The sequence below is a fragment of the Blautia caecimuris genome (assembly GCF_024622975.1).
Classification (GTDB): Bacteria; Bacillota; Clostridia; order Lachnospirales; family Lachnospiraceae; genus Blautia_A; species Blautia_A caecimuris.
This window is the reverse complement of record NZ_JANJZT010000020.1, coordinates 1-16353: the sequence shown is the minus strand read 5'-3', so window position 1 is coordinate 16353 and position 16353 is coordinate 1. Positions and strand designations below refer to the sequence as shown.

The window sequence follows — 16353 nt, the reverse complement described above, 5'->3', positions numbered from 1 at the left end:
AAAATTTCCGGATAAAACACAGAACTTTTATTCCGCTTTTCTCATCTAACAATTATCATAATCTGAAACTTCATTCAACTATATTTCGGAAACAGCCCTGTAACCAAACATTCTCTTTGCTGACGACCGTTACTCCGACATATAGAAAAGCTCCCTGTGTGATCTGCACACCAGGAGCTTTCCTCTGATTTTTATTATTGATTTTTATCTGTAATAAACAGAATTCCATTTCAGTTCATTTTTAAAGCTGCGGATCGTTGTATCGTTATCAATATATACAGCTTCAATTCCCATTGCATTTGCCCAGTCTCCCATCTGTTCGGCAGTAAGATCATAAGAAAATGCCGTATGATGAGCGCCGCCTGCCAGAATCCACGCTTCCGCGCCTGTGGTAAGATCCGGTCTCGGAGTCCAGAATGCAGATGCCACCGGAAGTTCAGGCATGGATTTTTCTGTACGCTTACAATCCACTTCATTAATAATAAGTCGGAAGCGATTTCCCAGATCCACAAGAGAGGTTGCAATAGCCGGGCCTTCCTTTGCTTCAAATACCAACCGCGCCGGATCCTCACGGTCTCCCATGGAAAGAGGTTTCACGCGGATGCTGACAGGTCCCTCTGCAATGGTAGGGCACACCTCCAGCATATGTGACTGTAAAATTCCTTCTTTTCCCGGAACAAGGTTATACGTATAGTCTTCCATAAAGGAGGTTCCTTTCGCACCAGGAACGTTCTGAGTCATGATCTTCATCAGACGGACCATGGCAGCGGTTTTCCAGTCTCCCTCTGCGCCAAATCCATAGCCTTTTTCCATCAGACGCTGGATTGCAAGGCCGGGAAGCTGCTGCAGACATCCCAGATCTCCAAAATGAGTAACAATAGCCTGATAGTTCTTTTCTTCCAGGAATCGCTCGAATCCAAGCTCGATCTGAGCCTGTACCGCCACATGTTTCCGGAATTCCTTTTCGTCTCTTCCTTCTGTGATGATACGGTACTTATCATAGTATTCTTCTACCAGAACATCCGTATCTGCCCTGGAAACAGCATTTACCGCCTCGGCAATTTCATTAACCGGATAGGCGTCGATCTCCCATCCGAATTTAATCTGAGCTTCAACCTTATCGCCTTCTGTTACCGCAACATTTCTCATGTTATCTGCGATTCTCATAACACGGATATGGCTGCTTTCCATAATGCCTACTGCCGTCCGCATCCATGAAGCAATGCGTTCCTGTACTCTGCTGTCATTCCAGTGTCCTACTATAATTTTCCGCTCAATTCCCATTCTGGTAACAATATGACCAAACTCGCGGTCGCCATGAGCGGACTGATTTTCATTCATAAAGTCCATGTCAATGGTATCATACGGAATTTCTTCATTAAACTGTGTATGTAAATGAAGAAGAGGCTTTCTGTATTCCTGAAGACCCAATATCCAGGACTTTGCCGGAGAAAAGGTATGCATCCAGGTGATCACGCCCGCACACTCTTCATCTGCGTTTGCCTCATTAAAAGTACAGCGGATCACTTCGTTTGTGATCATGGTAGGTTTCCATACTACTTCATAGGGAAGAATGCCTGATTCATTTAATTTTTCTACAATAATTCTGGAATGCTCTGCCACCTTTTTCAGACATTCATCCCCATAAAGATCCTGAGAGCCTGTGGCAAACCAGAATTTATAATTTTTTTGTGTTTTCATGGTCATGTTCTCCTTATATTTGATTACTGTTCCGCACACCGGCAAACAGACCGCCGCTCTTTCAGAGAAACAGGAAACTCATATGTTACATCACATCCCGGCTCTTTTATCAGCCGAAGAATAGCCTCTGCCGCACGGCTTCCCAGTTCTTCCATGGGATGACCTATACTTGTCAGGGGAACCGGATTCAGTTTTGCCAGTTCGGAATTATCAATACCGATTATGGAAATATCCTCCGGGATTTTTTTTCCTGTTTTTAAAAGGCATCTTGTCAGTTCATGCGCTACTTCATCATTGTAGCAGACGCAGGCCGTACATCCGGAAAGCCGGTATTTCAGTTTTTCCATGATCCTGGAAAAATCTTTCATTTCCAGTGTATCGATCCACGTCACTCTGCTTTCCTCCACTTCAATCCCTGCATGGCCCAGCGCTTTCAGATAGCCGAGATAACGTCTTCTTCCCTGACCGTCGTCTGTTTTAAAAATTCCTCCGATCCTGGTGTGACCTTTTTCAATCAGATACTCTGTTGCAGCTCTGCCTGTCTGTACATCATTCATACTGATATGAGGAATATCCAGATTTTCATAGAAACTGTTGAAAAACAGAATTGGAATTCCTCTTGCCAAAAGTCTTCGATAAAACTTCAGGTTCGGATTGGGAAGACCGCTCATAACCGGTTCTGCGATCAGCGGATCACGGCTTCCCTCATCCAGCATTCGTTCCAGAAGTCTCCGCTCTGTTTCAATACGGTTGCCCGTAAACATAATGCGCGCACTGTAGCCTTCCTTTTCCAGTCGTTCTACCATCGCCTGCAGGATTCTGGGAAAAATATATCCATCCACATAGGTGGTCAGAATATCCACTGTATGAGACAGCATCTTCTTTTCTTCCTGCTCTGCCTGTTCATCCCGCACAAAGGTTCCGCTTCCCTGAATACGTGTCAGTATCCCCTGCTGCTCCAGAAGGCCAAGTGCATGGCGTACCGTCTGACGGCTAATACCAAACGTACGGCTGATATCATTTTCTGATTCGATCTGATCTCCCCGGTTCAGCTCTCCGGTTGCTATTCTGTTTTGAATCCATTCCGTCACCTGACGGTACTTAGCAATACCCATATTTTATACCAGATTAATTCTTTTTCTTCTTTGTTGTTACGTCAAGTACAACTGCTCCCAGAAGTACCGCACCTTTTACAACCTTCTGAAGGTCTGTTGACATACCGCACATGGACATACCGTTGTTCAAAACACCCATTACCAGAGCACCGACAACAGCGCCGATGATCGTACCAACTCCGCCGGATGCAGCAGCGCCGCCGATATAACAGGAAGCAATCGCATCCATTTCAATACCATCGCCCATTTTCGGGTTTGCGCCGCCCTGACGTGCGGATAATACGATACCTGCAAGAGCTGCAAGAACGCCCATATTTACATATACCCAGAAAAATACATGTCTTGTGTTGATACCGGAAAGTCTTGCCGCCTTTGCGTTTCCTCCCATTGCATAAATCTGACGGCCTGCAACAGTTCTGCTTGTAATAAAATGATATACTGCAACTACAACACCAAGAACGATCAACTGGATCGGAATACCGTTATACTGTCCCAGTTTTATAAAGAAGAACCACACGATCAGAAGGATCACAACATCTTTTACTGCCATCTGCCATGGAACAATATTTGCAAATCCATATTTGTTATTTGTTTTAATTGTGTTCAGCTCAGTCAGAATGAGACACACAGTAACAACAGCAGCCACACCTACGCACACAAGATCCAGTGTGCCTCCCGCAAAGTCGATCTTGATGGTTGGAAGAAATCCTGTTCCGATAAATGCATAATCCTGCGGAAGAGGACCTACAGTAAGAGATTTTAAAAGCGTATATGTAAGACCACGGCCCATAAGCATTGTAGCCAGAGTTACTACAAACGGAGGGATATCCAGATATGCAATAAAGAATCCGGAAAAAACACCAACTCCAAGTCCGATGGCAATAGCTACCAGCCATGCAAGAGCTACCGGCCACTGCTGCTCTACAACAAGCTTTGCAGCGCAGGCAGCGCCAAGAGCTACTACAGAACCAACGCCCAGATCGATATATCCGGTCAGTACGCACAGCAGCATACCGGTTGCAAGGATAATAATGTAACCATTCTGCATGATCAGGTTGTTAATATTGGTGGGCGTCGCATTTGCTCCGCCTGTAAGTACATAAAAAATAGCAAAAATAACAACAAGTGCTACAATCATTCCAAGGGATTTCAAATCCAGATTTACATATTTTTTCTTAGTATCTGTTCCCATTACTCTTCTCCTTTCGCATTACTGTCCATAATGCACTTCATAATGCTTTCCTGACTGAGTTCAGCGTGACTGAGCTCTCCTGCTATACGGCCTTCATTGATAATGTAAGCACGGTCACAGGTACCGATAATCTCCTGCATCTCAGAGGAAATTACGATCACAGCCTTACCGGCGCGGGCCATATCATTAATAGCGCAGTAGATTTCATATTTTGCGCCTACATCAATACCTCGGGTCGGCTCATCCAGTATCAGAACATCCGGCTGCGTCATCATCCATTTTGCAAGAACAACTTTCTGCTGATTTCCTCCTGACAGAGATCCCACTGTCTGATGAATAGAAGTTGCTTTTACATTAATTTTTTTCTTATATTCTTCCGCTTCCAGATTTTCTTTCCGTTCATTAACAATGGCTCCGTTAGAATAGTAATTGCGTAATGCAGCCATTGTCATATTTGTTTTAATGTCATCAATCAGTACCAGTCCGTAAGTTTTTCGATCCTCTGAAGTGTACGCGATCTTATTATTGATTGCGTCTTTCACTGTTTTTGTACTGACCTTTTTTCCGTGCATATAAACTTCTCCGGAAATTTTCTGACCGTAGGAATGACCGAATAAGCTCATGGCAAATTCTGTTCGTCCTGCTCCCATCAGTCCTGCAAGTCCCACTACCTCACCTGCCCGGACTTTGATATTGATATTTTTGAGAATCTGCATCTCCGGAATTTCCGGATGATATGCATTCCAGTTTTTCACTTCCAGAACCACATCGCCGATAGGACAATTATCGCGGACCGGATAACGGTTATTCATTTCACGACCAACCATTCCTTTAATGATTCTGTCCTCTGTCCACTCATCCACTCCCTTTTTCAGGGTTTCAATAGTTTTTCCGTCTCGAATGATTGTAATGGCATCTGCAACATAGCTGATCTCATTAAGCTTGTGGGAAATGATAATGCAGGTAACGCCTTTTTTCTTCAGTTCCAGCATGATTTCCAGAAGCTGAGCGGATTCCTCATCATTGAGAGCCGCTGTAGGCTCGTCCAGTATCAGAAGATCTACATTTTTTGCCATTGCCTTGGCAATCTCGATCAGCTGCTGTTTTCCAACGCCCAGTGTATTCACAGGGGCATTGAGATTTTCATTTTCAAGGCCCACATGAGCCAGGGCCTCCTTTGCTTCTCCTCTGGTCTTTGTCCAGTCAATCACACCTTTCATGGAAACACGTTCATTTCCCATAAAAACATTTTCCGCAATAGACAAATACGGACTCAGCGCAAGTTCCTGATGGATAATAACAATTCCTTTATTCTCACTGTCCTTGATCTTATGGAACTTACATGTCTCGCCTTTATAAATAATGTCTCCCTCGTATGAACCATAAGGATATACGCCGGAAAGAACATTCATCAGGGTCGATTTGCCGGCTCCGTTCTCACCACATAACGCATGAATTTCTCCCTTCTTAACCTGAAGGTTTACATCGTCCAGAGCCTTTACACCGGAAAATGCTTTTGTTATGTGCCTCATTTCCAAAATAACTTCAGACATGTCTTTCCCTCTCTCCTTTACTTTTTATGAAAAGAGGCAGCGGATTCTTCCGCCGCCTCTCTGAATTTCATATTCAGCCTGATCCATTATTTCAGCTGATCTTCTGTGTAGTATCCGCCATCGATCAGGATTTCTTTATAGTTGGACTGATCTACTGCAACAGGTGTGCACATGTAGGTCGGAACTACCATTTTTCCGTTGTCATACTGCTCTGTATCATTGATCTCCGGCTCTTCGCCTTTCAGAACTGCGTCTACCATGGTAACTGCTTTTTCAGCAAGGAGACGGGTATCTTTGTAAATAGACATTGTCTGTGTACCGTCGATAATATTCTTGGTAGCCATGACTTCTGCATCCTGTCCTGTGATCAGAGGCCAGTTTTCTTCTGTATATCCGGCACCCAGAAGAGCTGCTTTGATTCCATATGCAAATCCGTCAAATGCAGAGCATGCAATATCAAGATCTTCGTCTGCATAGTTTGCTGTCAGAATGTTTTCACAGTTTGCCTGAGCTGTTTCCTGAGACCATCTGAGGATACATGTATCTTCAAAAGATGTTCTTCCTGATTTACATACAAGTGTTCCATCATCCAGATACTCCTGGAGAACTTCCATAATACCGTTGTACAGGAACAGCGCATTGTTGTCATCCGGTGATCCCATAAAGAATTCAATTGTATAGGACTCTCCTGCCTCGCGGGCTGCGTCCAGATCCTTGGTATCTTTAATATAATTACCAATAACAGTACCAACGCCTTTGTTGTCAAAGGTTGCATAATAAGAAACAGCATCTGTATCCATAAGGAGACGGTCATATGCAATAATAGGAATACCTGCTTCTTTTGCCTGAGCCTCTGCATTTACAAGCACACCGGAGTCAATTGCTGCGATAACAAGACAGTCAACACCCTTGCCCACATAGTTTTCAAGCTGGGACACCTGCATTGCAGTGTCATCTTCTGCATACTGAAGCTCTACTTTGTAGCCTTTTTCTTCAAGCTGTTTTTTCATGTTTGCGCCATCGTTGATCCATCTCTCTGATGACTGGGTTGGCATCAGAATACCAACTGTCTTCTGCTCTTCTGCTGACACTGTGGTTGCAGAAGCTGCTCCCATAGAGCATACCATTGCTGCTGCAAGTGCTGTACTGACTAACTTTCTGTTCATTTTGTTTCCTCCCTGTTCATACTTGTACAAATTATCTGTAACTTGTACAGTTTTTGTGTTACATCCTGTACAAACACATCATTGCTTTTGTGTGTTTTGTACATTTATGTATCACTTGTTACGTTTAACTGTGAGCACATTGTATACCCACCCCCGCATATTTGTCAAGTATTTTTTATATACATCTGTATTTTATGTATATTTTGCACATAAATTTGTATGTACATTTAGTACTTTTGCCAGTCACTCATGTATACATCTTTTCCATTCAACTGGCAAGCCAAAAATCAGGCAGGCAAATATCATCACCAAAAGTAGTTTGGAATGCATTTTGACCAACTTACCGAAAACAGAGTACACAGTAACTGAACTCCAGAGTATTGCCATAATATCCCTGATCCGTACTTGATTTTTAAAAGATCAAAAATTATAATCAGGAATACAGATGCCAAAAATCACTATATATGATATGATTAAGTAACTGTTCACAGGCCACTGCTGTAAGCCTGATGAACTGTGGCATGATTCACATACAAAATGACGTAATCCACACCAGGAGGTTTCTATGGGAGATTTATCCAGAATTGAAATTCTTCCCCAGGCATTTCTTTCCCGGATGAGGGAAATGCTTGGAGACGAATATGAAGAATTTTTAGAAAGCTATCAAAAGCCCCGTACCTACGGGCTTCGTGTCAATACATCAAAAATCACCTGCGAAGAATTTGAAAAGCTTGTTCCGTTTCCGGTAACAAGGATTCCCTGGACAGAAAACGGATATTTTTATTCTGAAGATGTCCGCCCTTCCAGATGCCCTATGTATCAGGCAGGGCTTTATTACCTTCAGGAGCCCAGCGCCATGACCCCGGCAGCCTGTCTCCCAGTAAATCCCGGAGAATCTGTTCTTGATCTCTGTGCTGCTCCCGGCGGCAAGGCCACAGCTCTTGGCGCAGCGCTGAAGGGGCAGGGACTTCTGATCGCCAATGATATCAGCACTTCAAGAGCCCGGGCGCTGCTTCGCAATCTGGAGCTTTTCGGCATTTCCAACAGCTTTGTCACAAATGAAACGCCAGCCCGCCTTGCAGAGCAGTTTCCGGAATTTTTCCACAAGATTCTTCTGGACGCTCCCTGTTCAGGAGAGGGAATGTTCCGAAAAGAAGAAGCTCTGGCAAAGGACTGGACCCCTGAAAAATCTCACGAATTAGCCAGAATACAAAGGGAACTGATTCTTCAGTCTGCAGATATGCTCCGTCCCGGCGGACTTCTTCTTTATTCTACCTGTACCTTTGCCCCGGAGGAGGATGAGGGAACCATTTCCTACCTTCTGGAACAAAGAGAGAATATGGAGCTTCTGGAGCTTCCTGCGTATGAAGGATTTTCTCCGGGAGTACCGGAATGGGGAAATGGAAATGAGAATCTCAGAAAATGTGTACGCATTTTCCCACACAAAATGAACGGCGAGGGACATTTTCTGGCTCTTATGAAAAAACAGGGACAGCCGGATATGGTTCAGCAGCCATCTTCTGTCCGCCCGGATGCCAACACCAGAAAATGGCTGGAGCTTTTCCTTGAGGAAATCGGTTTACAGACCTTGGGTGGAAAAGCCTTTGACTGGAACCGGGTGGAGACAAGAGGAGACAAGGTCTATTATCTCCCTCCTGTAAACACCGGATTTCGCGGACTTACCTTTCTCCGCAACGGCCTGTATCTGGGCGATCTGAAAAAGAACCGTTTTGAGCCCTCTCAGCCTTTTGCTCTGGCTCTTTATAAAAATGATGTGAAGGCTGTGATTTCTCTTCCTGTGGCCGATTCCCGTCTGACCCGGTATTTAAAGGGAGAAACTCTTCTCATTGAAGAAGGTGAAGCCCGCGGCAAAAAAGGCTGGCATCTTCTCTGTGCAGAGGGATACCCACTTGGCTTTGGCAAGCTGGTAAACGGTACTCTGAAAAACAAATATCCTGCAGGCTGGAGAGTCTGAGTAAAAAAATCCCCGGGCAGAGCTTACTCTGTCCGAGGATTTTTCTATAATATTCATATCTGGCTACCTGTTTTTATTCGCCTGTCAGGAAGTGGACGGCAGATCTTTTACCGGAATTTCTTTTTGAAGGGTAAAGGAATAAATAATCTTTTCTTTTACTTTTTTCTTCAAAAGTCTTTCCAGAGCCTGAGCATAATCGTCAAGCTGTGTACGGTAACGTTCTTCCAGTATCTTCTCTTCGCCCGGAAGAATCCGGTCTGTCTTGTAATCCACAAGAACCAGTTCACCGTCTTCCTCAAAATATGCATCAATAATACCCTGAACAAGAATTTTTTCTCCTCCTGTCCAGGTGTCATTCATCTCTGAGGCCTGCACAGATATCACAAAGGGCTGCTCGCGGAAAAGCTTTTGTTCCTGAGAAGCTTTTTTCATTCTCTGGCCCAGATCTGAGCGAACAAAGCTCAGAATATCCTTTATATAAATACATTCTGCTTCTTCCGGACTCATTTTTCCCATTTCTTCCAGCCTGCCGATCTGCTTTCTGATTCCCTCAAAGGAATTATCTCCTGTATAATCCAGACATTCCATAACCTGATGATAGGCAGTTCCCTTTGCCGCTCCCCGGACAGTCTGCTCTTCTGCTGCAAACCGTGGAACCAGCGGTACAAATTCCTTCTGAAAAAAGACAGTCTCTTCCTGTTCCTCATCCTGCCAGCTTCTTTTTTTCAGCTCAGATACGCTTACTTTTACCGGCATCTCTGCCAGATAATAACAGGGATACTGAAACTCAAACCGTTCTTCCAGAGTCTGCCGGATTTCCTGGTCATACACTTTTTCACAGTCCCAGTTTTTCATCACCTGCTCACGTATCTGCAAGTCTGTCATATCCACGATTTGATCCTGAATAAGATCTGATGCCGTAATTTTTCTTATTTTGAACTCAGCTCTGTCATCTCTGCACTCCTGTACGCTTCCTGCCGGAATACCATAATCCAGGTAAAGATTTCTCATTGCACTGTGGCCTGCAAGAGCCGGAAGTATCACATCCCAGAAATCTCTTGCTCCGGACCGGATTCCTCCGGGCAGCAATAGCTCCTTTTCATTTCTTCCATAGGAAATCCGCGCCAGAGTTTCCTCCAGCTTTGCTATGGTGCCTGTAATATAAAGCTTTTCTTTTGCGCGGGTAAGGGCAACATAGAGAACTCTCAGTTCTTCGCCCAGACTTTCTCTTTTCAGTTCTCTGCGGATAATCTGTTTGTGAAGAGTAGGCGCGATCAGCCTTTTTTCCGGAAGTATGGCATCAGATCCAAATCCCAGCTCCGGATGGATCAGAAGCCGGGCGTTTATATCCTGGAAATTAAACTGTTTTCCCATTCCCGCAGCAAACACCACAGGAAATTCCAGTCCCTTGCTTTTATGGACCGTCATGATCTGTACTGCTCCGCTGCCGGCGTCTGTTACATTCACTTCGCCAAAATCCACCTCATATTTCTGAAGGCTCTCAATATATCTGACAAAATTAAACAGTCCCCTGTAGCTGGTTTTTTCATAATCCATTGCTTTTTCCACCAGCATCCGAAGGTTGGCTCCTCTCTGATTTCCGCCGGGAAGAGCTCTTACATACGTTTCGTAGCCTGTTGCTTTCAGAATATACAGGATCAGCTGATGAACCGGTGTATAAGCTGCCATATCACGAATTTCCTGAAGCTGCCTGTGAAATTTTTTCAGTTTGTTCCTGAGGTTTCTTTTTTCCTGCTCTTCACAATTCTCTGCTTCCCCTTCCTCCCCGGGCTCTTTTTCAATAAGAGCGCAGAGGCTTTCGTACAAAAGCCCTTCCGGACTTTCCAGACGGATCAGAGACAGATCCTGAGCTGTACAGCCCACCAACGGAGAATGCAGCACACCTGTAAGAGGAATATCCTGCAGAGGGTTGTCACAGACTCTCAGATAGTTCAAAAGAGTTACTACCTCCTGTGCAGAAAAATACCCGGTTCTGGATGCGGTATACGCTGGAATCCCATTTGATTCCAGCACCTCCCGGAAGGTATCTGCCCATCCGTAGGCTGAGCGGAGCAGAATCACGATATCGCCATACTCCAATGGCCTGTAGATTCCGGTTTCTTTGTCAAGAATCTGCTCCCTGCCTGTAATTCTGTTTATTTCTGCGGCAATGGCAAGGGCTTCCAGCTCCTGGGGCGTCTGCCCGGAATCTTCATCCTGAAGCTCTTCACTGTCTTTTTCCACCAGAAGCACTTCCGTTTTCAGAAACTCTCCACCCTCAGGGAAATCCGCTCCGGGATAAAGAGCGTTGTTGTCATCATAGGTAATGCCTCCCATATCTTCTCCCATGATCCTGCGGAAAATATAATTTACACTTTCCAGTACCTGAGCGCGGCTGCGGAAATTTTTGTGAAGCTCAATCTTCTGTTCCCGGCTGTCTTCTGTGGAATAGGTCTTATACTTTTCCATAAAAAGTTCAGGTCTTGCCAGTCGGAAACGGTAAATACTCTGCTTCACATCTCCTACCATAAAAATATTTTTTCTGTCCTGAGACCATCCGGAAACCATGGAGGTGATCATCTCCTGGACAAGATTGCTGTCCTGATATTCATCAACCATGACCTCCTCATATTTTTCCGAAAGCTCCCTGGCTGCCTGGCTTGGATTTCCCTCCTCATCCATGAGAATGTTAAGGGCAAAATGCTCCATGTCTGTAAAGTCCAGAATATTTTTTTCCCGCTTTTTCTGAGAAAATTTTTCCTGAAACCCACAGGTAAGCTTTACAAGGCTCTCCACCGGACTTCTGCAGCAGTAAAGAAGCTCCAGTAATTCATCCTCACTCCAGCAGAAATATCTGGCAGAAAGCTCTTTGATAATATCTTTTTCTTCCTCTCTGAAGGTTTTTGCCTGAATTTTTTTATCCTCATCCTGTTCAGGAATCTTTTTTGCAGAAAGCCGCGCAAAAGAGGGCTTTTTCAAAAGCTCTGCAGTTTTGTCATAATCCTTTTGTTCTGCAGCCTGCTTTATCTGTCCAATTAACAGAAGATCACTGTCCAGAGCCGCCTCATACTGCCAGGGTCCCTCCGGTGATTCACATACTGCCCTTGCCTGATTTGCAATCCGTTCTGCTTCTTTCAGCTGTTCTCCGGTTTCTTCCCACAAAAGAGTGATCCACCGGGCCTTTCGCAGTTCCTCTTTGTTGTCCACCCTGTAAACTTCCAAACACTGCTGAAGCCATTTTTCCGGAAACGGATGGCTGACAGAGGATTCATAAACCTTTTGTATCAGCTCCTTCAGTCCCTCATCTGTTTTTCCGGGAGAATAACATTCCACCAGTTCCAGAAACGCTTCATCTCTCTGCTCATAGGCTTCTTCCAGAAGCTCCTCAAGGACCTCTTCTCTTAAAAGCTTCAGCTCGCCCTCATCTGCTGTACGATATCCGGGATCCAGTCCGATCATATGAAAATAATTTTTGATAATATAGGAGCAAAAGCTGTCAATAGTAGTGATCTGGGCTGTGTGTATCAGAGTCATCTGCCTCTGAAGATGCTCGTTGTCCGGTTCCTCAAAAAGCGCCTGTCCCAGAGCCGCAGAAATACGCTCCTTCATTTCTCCGGCCGCCGCCCTTGTAAAAGTCATGATCAGAAGCCTGTCAATATCTACCGGATGCTCTTTATCCAGAATCTTACTGAGAATACGCTGTACAAGCACTGCTGTTTTACCAGAGCCTGCGGCTGCGGAAACCAGAATATTTCTGTTTCTCAGGGAAATTACTTTCTGCTGTTCTTCCGTCCATGTCACTGCCATATCAGCGTTCCTCCTCTTCCAGATGATTCCATATTTCCTGATCCGAAAACTGTTTCAGACGTCTGTACTCATAGCCTGGGATTTTCCGGTCAAATCCGCAGATTCCCTGATAGGAGCAGTAGGTACAGGCAGTTCTTTTTCCCAGCTCATAGGGCGATACCTCCGTATCTCCGGAAAGCATCTCTCCCCGGATATCTGAAATTTTTCTTTTTACATATTCATTCAGAAGACGGAACTGCTCCCTTGTGGCAACAGAGGAACCTTTTCGGAAGGAACCGTCCTTATTATAGGTTACTGGCAAAGAAACCAGACTTCTGTCCATTTTCTGGATCACCTCAGAATTTGCAGCCACAAGTCCGTTCATTTTCAGTTCTTTCAGAAGCCCCGGCTGGATGCTGTCCATATCAGCCTGAATATTTTCCTGGATCATGGGATCTTTCACATTGTAATAAAAAATTCCTGCCGGCTGTATGTCACAGTCCGGGTACTTTCTCTGTTCTGCATCCAGAGCGGCATCCATATATACCACAAGCTGAAGCTGAAGTCCATGATACAGGCTGACCAGGTCAAAGGAAGTGTTCCCCGACTTATAATCTATGATTTTTACATAGACCTTTTTGTCCTCTTTCAGCACGTCAAGACGGTCAATCCTTCCCCCTCCTATGGAAACCTCAAAGCCTTCGGGCAGAAATTCTCCCTGGCGAAGCTGCTCCTGAAGTGCCCATACAGTACGCTTCAGAATACGGGAGGTTCTCTCTATCATATACTGGTTTCTGGCGCTGCTTTTTAATATTGTGTTTCCATAATCTGCCGCTACCTGGTTCAGACATTCTTCCACAATGCTGTCTCTTTCCTCCTCATCAAGCTCGCTCCACCTCAGTCCCTTTCGCTGGAGCTCTGCGGCAAATTTCTCCAGTGCCTGATGAATCACATTGCCCATATCCATTGCGCGAAACTCATATTCTGCCCGCTCCGTGATCTCAAGACCATACCTTAAAAAATGGGCAAAGGCACAGGCCGCAAACTGTTCCAACCTGGTGGCGCTGTTCGGTGATACCTCCCCGTAAAGAGCCTTTGCAACACTGGCGCTGATTCTGTCTGCCGGCTTTCTCATAAATGCCGCGTCTGTCAGCTTTTTTGTAAGCTCCTGATATTCCGGACTTCTCAGATACCAGCTGTACAGTTCCTGAAACAGCGGTTCCTCATATTTATCCGTATGGCTTCCAAGGATTTCCAGAAGATAATCCATGCCTGTAGAAGGTGTTTCCAGAAGCTCCAGAAAGCTTTCCGGCTCCTCTGCCCGCTCCGGGTGCAGCTGCGGATAAAGCCGTCTGACTGTATGGATTAGATAGGCCGGGCTTACCGCCTCCCCCTTCATGTTTGAATCTGCAAAAGAGAGGCAAAGGTGTTCTGACGGCTTGGTAAGATTCAGATATAAATAAAATCTCTGGATATTCATCAGTTCCTTTGGTCCGGGAGCCAGTTCCACTCCCTGGTCCGCAAAAAATTCCCTGTCCAGTTCTGTGAGGATTCCCCCGGACTCTGTGTTCTTTGGAATATTTCCTTCATTCACGCCTACAAAAAATAAGGCGCGAGCATCCTTCAGACGGGTTCTCTCCATATCTCCCACAAGAACCTGATCCAGTCCCGGAGGAATTAAAGCTACTTTTGCCTGGCTCATTCCCGTTTCCAGAATCTGCCGGAATTCCTCCGGGGATACTGTTTCCTCCCCCAGAATTTCCGTCATTTTATCAAGAAGCTCCATGACGATCCCGTAAATCTGAGCATATTCCTTTTCCATTGCCCGATCACCCTTCCGGCAAAATACCTCTTCCTGCTCATAAAGTTTTTCCTGGATACGGCTTCTTACAATAAACTCATAAAGAAATCCGCAATATTCTTTTACTGTTTTCTTTTTTCCGGAAAATCCCCGGGCAAGCTCTTCTGTTTCCCGGACAAAACGCTCACGGATCTCATTCAGCTCCAAAATAGATTCCTCTTTCATTCCCCGATAAATCCGCACCCACTTTTCCTTCCATTTTTTGAATCCCCGGATTCCAAGGGCTACCACATAGTTTTCCAGCCAGTCTGTTTCCTGTCGTGTGATATCCGACATTCCGCATCGCAGATACCGGAACACACTTTCATAGGAAAATCCCTGCGCTGCCATTTCCAGAGCTGCCCTTACATACTCTACAAAAGGATTCATAAGAATGGAGTGCTTCTCATCAATAAAACAGGGAATTCCACTATTATCAAAGGCCTGTCTGGCCAGATTTCCATATTCCTCCAGATTGCCTGTAATCACAGCAATTTCTCCAAACCTGTACCCCTCTTTTCGTACAAGGCGAAGAATCCTTCTTGCAGTTTCTTCCATTTCCTTCAGCGGAGTTCCCGCAGAAAAAATACTGATTTCCTTTTGTTCCTGTTTATAAACCTGTCTGCGATACCGGAACAGATTTTTTTCCATAAAAGAAAGAGCAGGAGAATGGGCAAACCGTGACTTTTCACCGGCTTTTATCCACACAGGCTCTTCTGTTTCTTTTGTAAGCTCACAAAGTCCCCGTATCATTTTGTGGCTCATGTAAAAAAGCTGGTGGGATTTTTCTTTTCCCATAAAAGGTTCCTGTACATCCATAGTCACAGTCACCAAAACTTTACTGCACACAGCCAGAAGCTCTTTTACCACCTTCATCTGCACAGGAGTAAAACCAGTAAAGCCATCCAGAACAAGCACGCTGCCTCGAAGCTTCTCAGAAAAAACAATCTCTTTTGCCAGAACCTCCAGCACTTCTTCCGGTGTCATGTAATGTTCTCTCAGATAATCCCGAAATGCCTGATAAAGAACCGTCACATCCTGAAGCTTCATCTGAAGAAGAGCTCTGTCAGAAGCGTCCTCCTTCATTCTTTCCAGTTCCTGCTCTCCTACCTCATACTGCATAAATTCAGAGATCAGAGATTTTACCTCGTCCAGATATCCGGGCTTTTTCATCTGATTTTTCAGATAAACCAGATCTTTCTGATGCTTCTGGACCAGCTTCTGAAGGACCATATTTTTCCCTGTCTCTTCCAGAATCTTTCTGGTATCTCCGCCTACCTCCTCAAAAACACGAAAGGCAAGGCGTTCAAAGCTGAGTACATCAATATTCAGGATTCCTCCGTCCGGATGCATTTCTACCAGTGTTTTTTGCGTCTGCATGGTAAACTGTTCCGGCACGATCACATAAAAAAGCTGTTCCGGATGCTCTCTGGCTTCCTGAATCACGCTTTGAAAAACTGTGTAGGACTTTCCGGAACCGGAATTTCCAATAATAAACTGAAGCGGCATAATTTCCTCCATACGAAAACTTTAACTGCACATATTCCCATTGATGTTATACAACTGTTAAAATAAATGCGAAAATATACTTTCACAGTATCTCTTATATCCTGTTTCTGTATTGTAGCACATATGTTCGGTAATTGCAATCATGCTAAAATATCATATCCATATGCTTAAATGAAACTTATACAGACAGCTGTAAATAGTAAATTTAAAAAATATACAAAAGTCATACACCTGAAGAAATTTTTCCAGATCAGTAAATATTGTGATCACGGGAAATCCTTTTCTTTTCATGAATTTGTCTTTATAAGCTGTACACATGAATTTGTCTTTATAAGCTGTACAGATAGAGCTTACCATGGAAATTTGATATTTGCTCATTTACAGGACTTAAATATTTTTAAATAGAAAAAAACCAGTACTTCTGTTCAGTACTGGTTAAGTTGCACATTCAAAACTACATACATGTTGACATTTGGAATCGTGTGACCAAGCTTTCGCTCGAATGCGGTCACCTCA

The 16353-nt window shown here is 44.5% G+C and carries 8 protein-coding genes; 1 reads left to right on the top strand and 7 read right to left on the bottom strand.

The annotated features are described in order from the left end of the window. Positions 1–204: 204 nt before the first annotated feature. The 5 genes from araA to chvE all read right to left on the bottom strand — a co-directional run bounded on the left by araA (position 205) and on the right by chvE (position 6688). Positions 205–1701, bottom strand: coding sequence for an L-arabinose isomerase (gene araA / locus NSA57_RS12625; RefSeq protein ID WP_257465018.1), 1497 nt, complete (start codon positions 1699–1701; stop codon positions 205–207). Positions 1702–1724: 23 nt separating this feature from the next. Next, positions 1725–2816 carry a GntR family transcriptional regulator gene (locus NSA57_RS12620; protein WP_257465017.1) on the bottom strand — a complete coding sequence of 364 codons (1092 nt, stop codon included), beginning with the start codon at positions 2814–2816 and terminating at the stop codon, positions 1725–1727. 13 nt (positions 2817–2829) lie between these two features. Next, positions 2830–4008 (bottom strand): multiple monosaccharide ABC transporter permease, encoded by a 1179-nt coding sequence (gene mmsB, locus NSA57_RS12615; protein WP_257465016.1) that lies wholly within the window; start codon positions 4006–4008, stop codon positions 2830–2832. Continuing rightward, on the bottom strand, positions 4008–5561 hold the full coding sequence (gene mmsA / locus NSA57_RS12610; protein WP_257465015.1) for a multiple monosaccharide ABC transporter ATP-binding protein: 1554 nt from the start codon (positions 5559–5561) through the stop codon (positions 4008–4010). Before mmsA ends, mmsB begins: the two co-directional genes overlap by 1 nt. An 86-nt stretch (positions 5562–5647) precedes the next feature. After that, positions 5648–6688: a multiple monosaccharide ABC transporter substrate-binding protein gene (chvE, locus tag NSA57_RS12605; RefSeq protein ID WP_390427802.1), complete on the bottom strand. Its 1041-nt coding sequence runs from the start codon at positions 6686–6688 to the stop codon at positions 5648–5650. A 604-nt stretch (positions 6689–7292) separates the two neighbouring features. Here chvE and NSA57_RS12600 point away from each other — a divergent pair. Continuing rightward, entirely contained in the window at positions 7293–8702 is a 1410-nt protein-coding gene (locus tag NSA57_RS12600; RefSeq protein WP_257465013.1) for an RsmF rRNA methyltransferase first C-terminal domain-containing protein, read from the top strand. 84 nt (positions 8703–8786) lie between these two features. Here NSA57_RS12600 and addA read toward each other — a convergent pair whose 3' ends face one another. Further along, positions 8787–12509, bottom strand: coding sequence for a helicase-exonuclease AddAB subunit AddA (gene addA, locus NSA57_RS12595; protein WP_257465012.1), 3723 nt, complete (start codon positions 12507–12509; stop codon positions 8787–8789). 1 nt (position 12510) lies between these two features. Continuing rightward, positions 12511–15837, bottom strand: coding sequence for a helicase-exonuclease AddAB subunit AddB (gene addB / locus NSA57_RS12590; protein WP_257465011.1), 3327 nt, complete (start codon positions 15835–15837; stop codon positions 12511–12513). Between the last annotated feature and the right edge of the window lie 516 nt (positions 15838–16353).

What these genes read in the sequence shown, in the direction of transcription:
- chvE (WP_390427802.1), bottom strand. Translation starts at nt 6,688, where the DNA reads ATGGTATGCTCTATGGGAGCAGCTTCTGCAACCACAGTGTCAGCAGAA.
- mmsA (WP_257465015.1), bottom strand. Translation starts at nt 5,561, where the DNA reads ATGTCTGAAGTTATTTTGGAAATGAGGCACATAACAAAAGCATTTTCC.
- addA (WP_257465012.1), bottom strand. Translation starts at nt 12,509, where the DNA reads ATGGCAGTGACATGGACGGAAGAACAGCAGAAAGTAATTTCCCTGAGA.
- addB (WP_257465011.1), bottom strand. Translation starts at nt 15,837, where the DNA reads ATGCCGCTTCAGTTTATTATTGGAAATTCCGGTTCCGGAAAGTCCTAC.
- araA (WP_257465018.1), bottom strand. Translation starts at nt 1,701, where the DNA reads ATGAAAACACAAAAAAATTATAAATTCTGGTTTGCCACAGGCTCTCAG.
- NSA57_RS12620 (WP_257465017.1), bottom strand. Translation starts at nt 2,816, where the DNA reads ATGGGTATTGCTAAGTACCGTCAGGTGACGGAATGGATTCAAAACAGA.
- NSA57_RS12600 (WP_257465013.1), top strand. Translation starts at nt 7,293, where the DNA reads ATGGGAGATTTATCCAGAATTGAAATTCTTCCCCAGGCATTTCTTTCC.
- mmsB (WP_257465016.1), bottom strand. Translation starts at nt 4,008, where the DNA reads ATGGGAACAGATACTAAGAAAAAATATGTAAATCTGGATTTGAAATCC.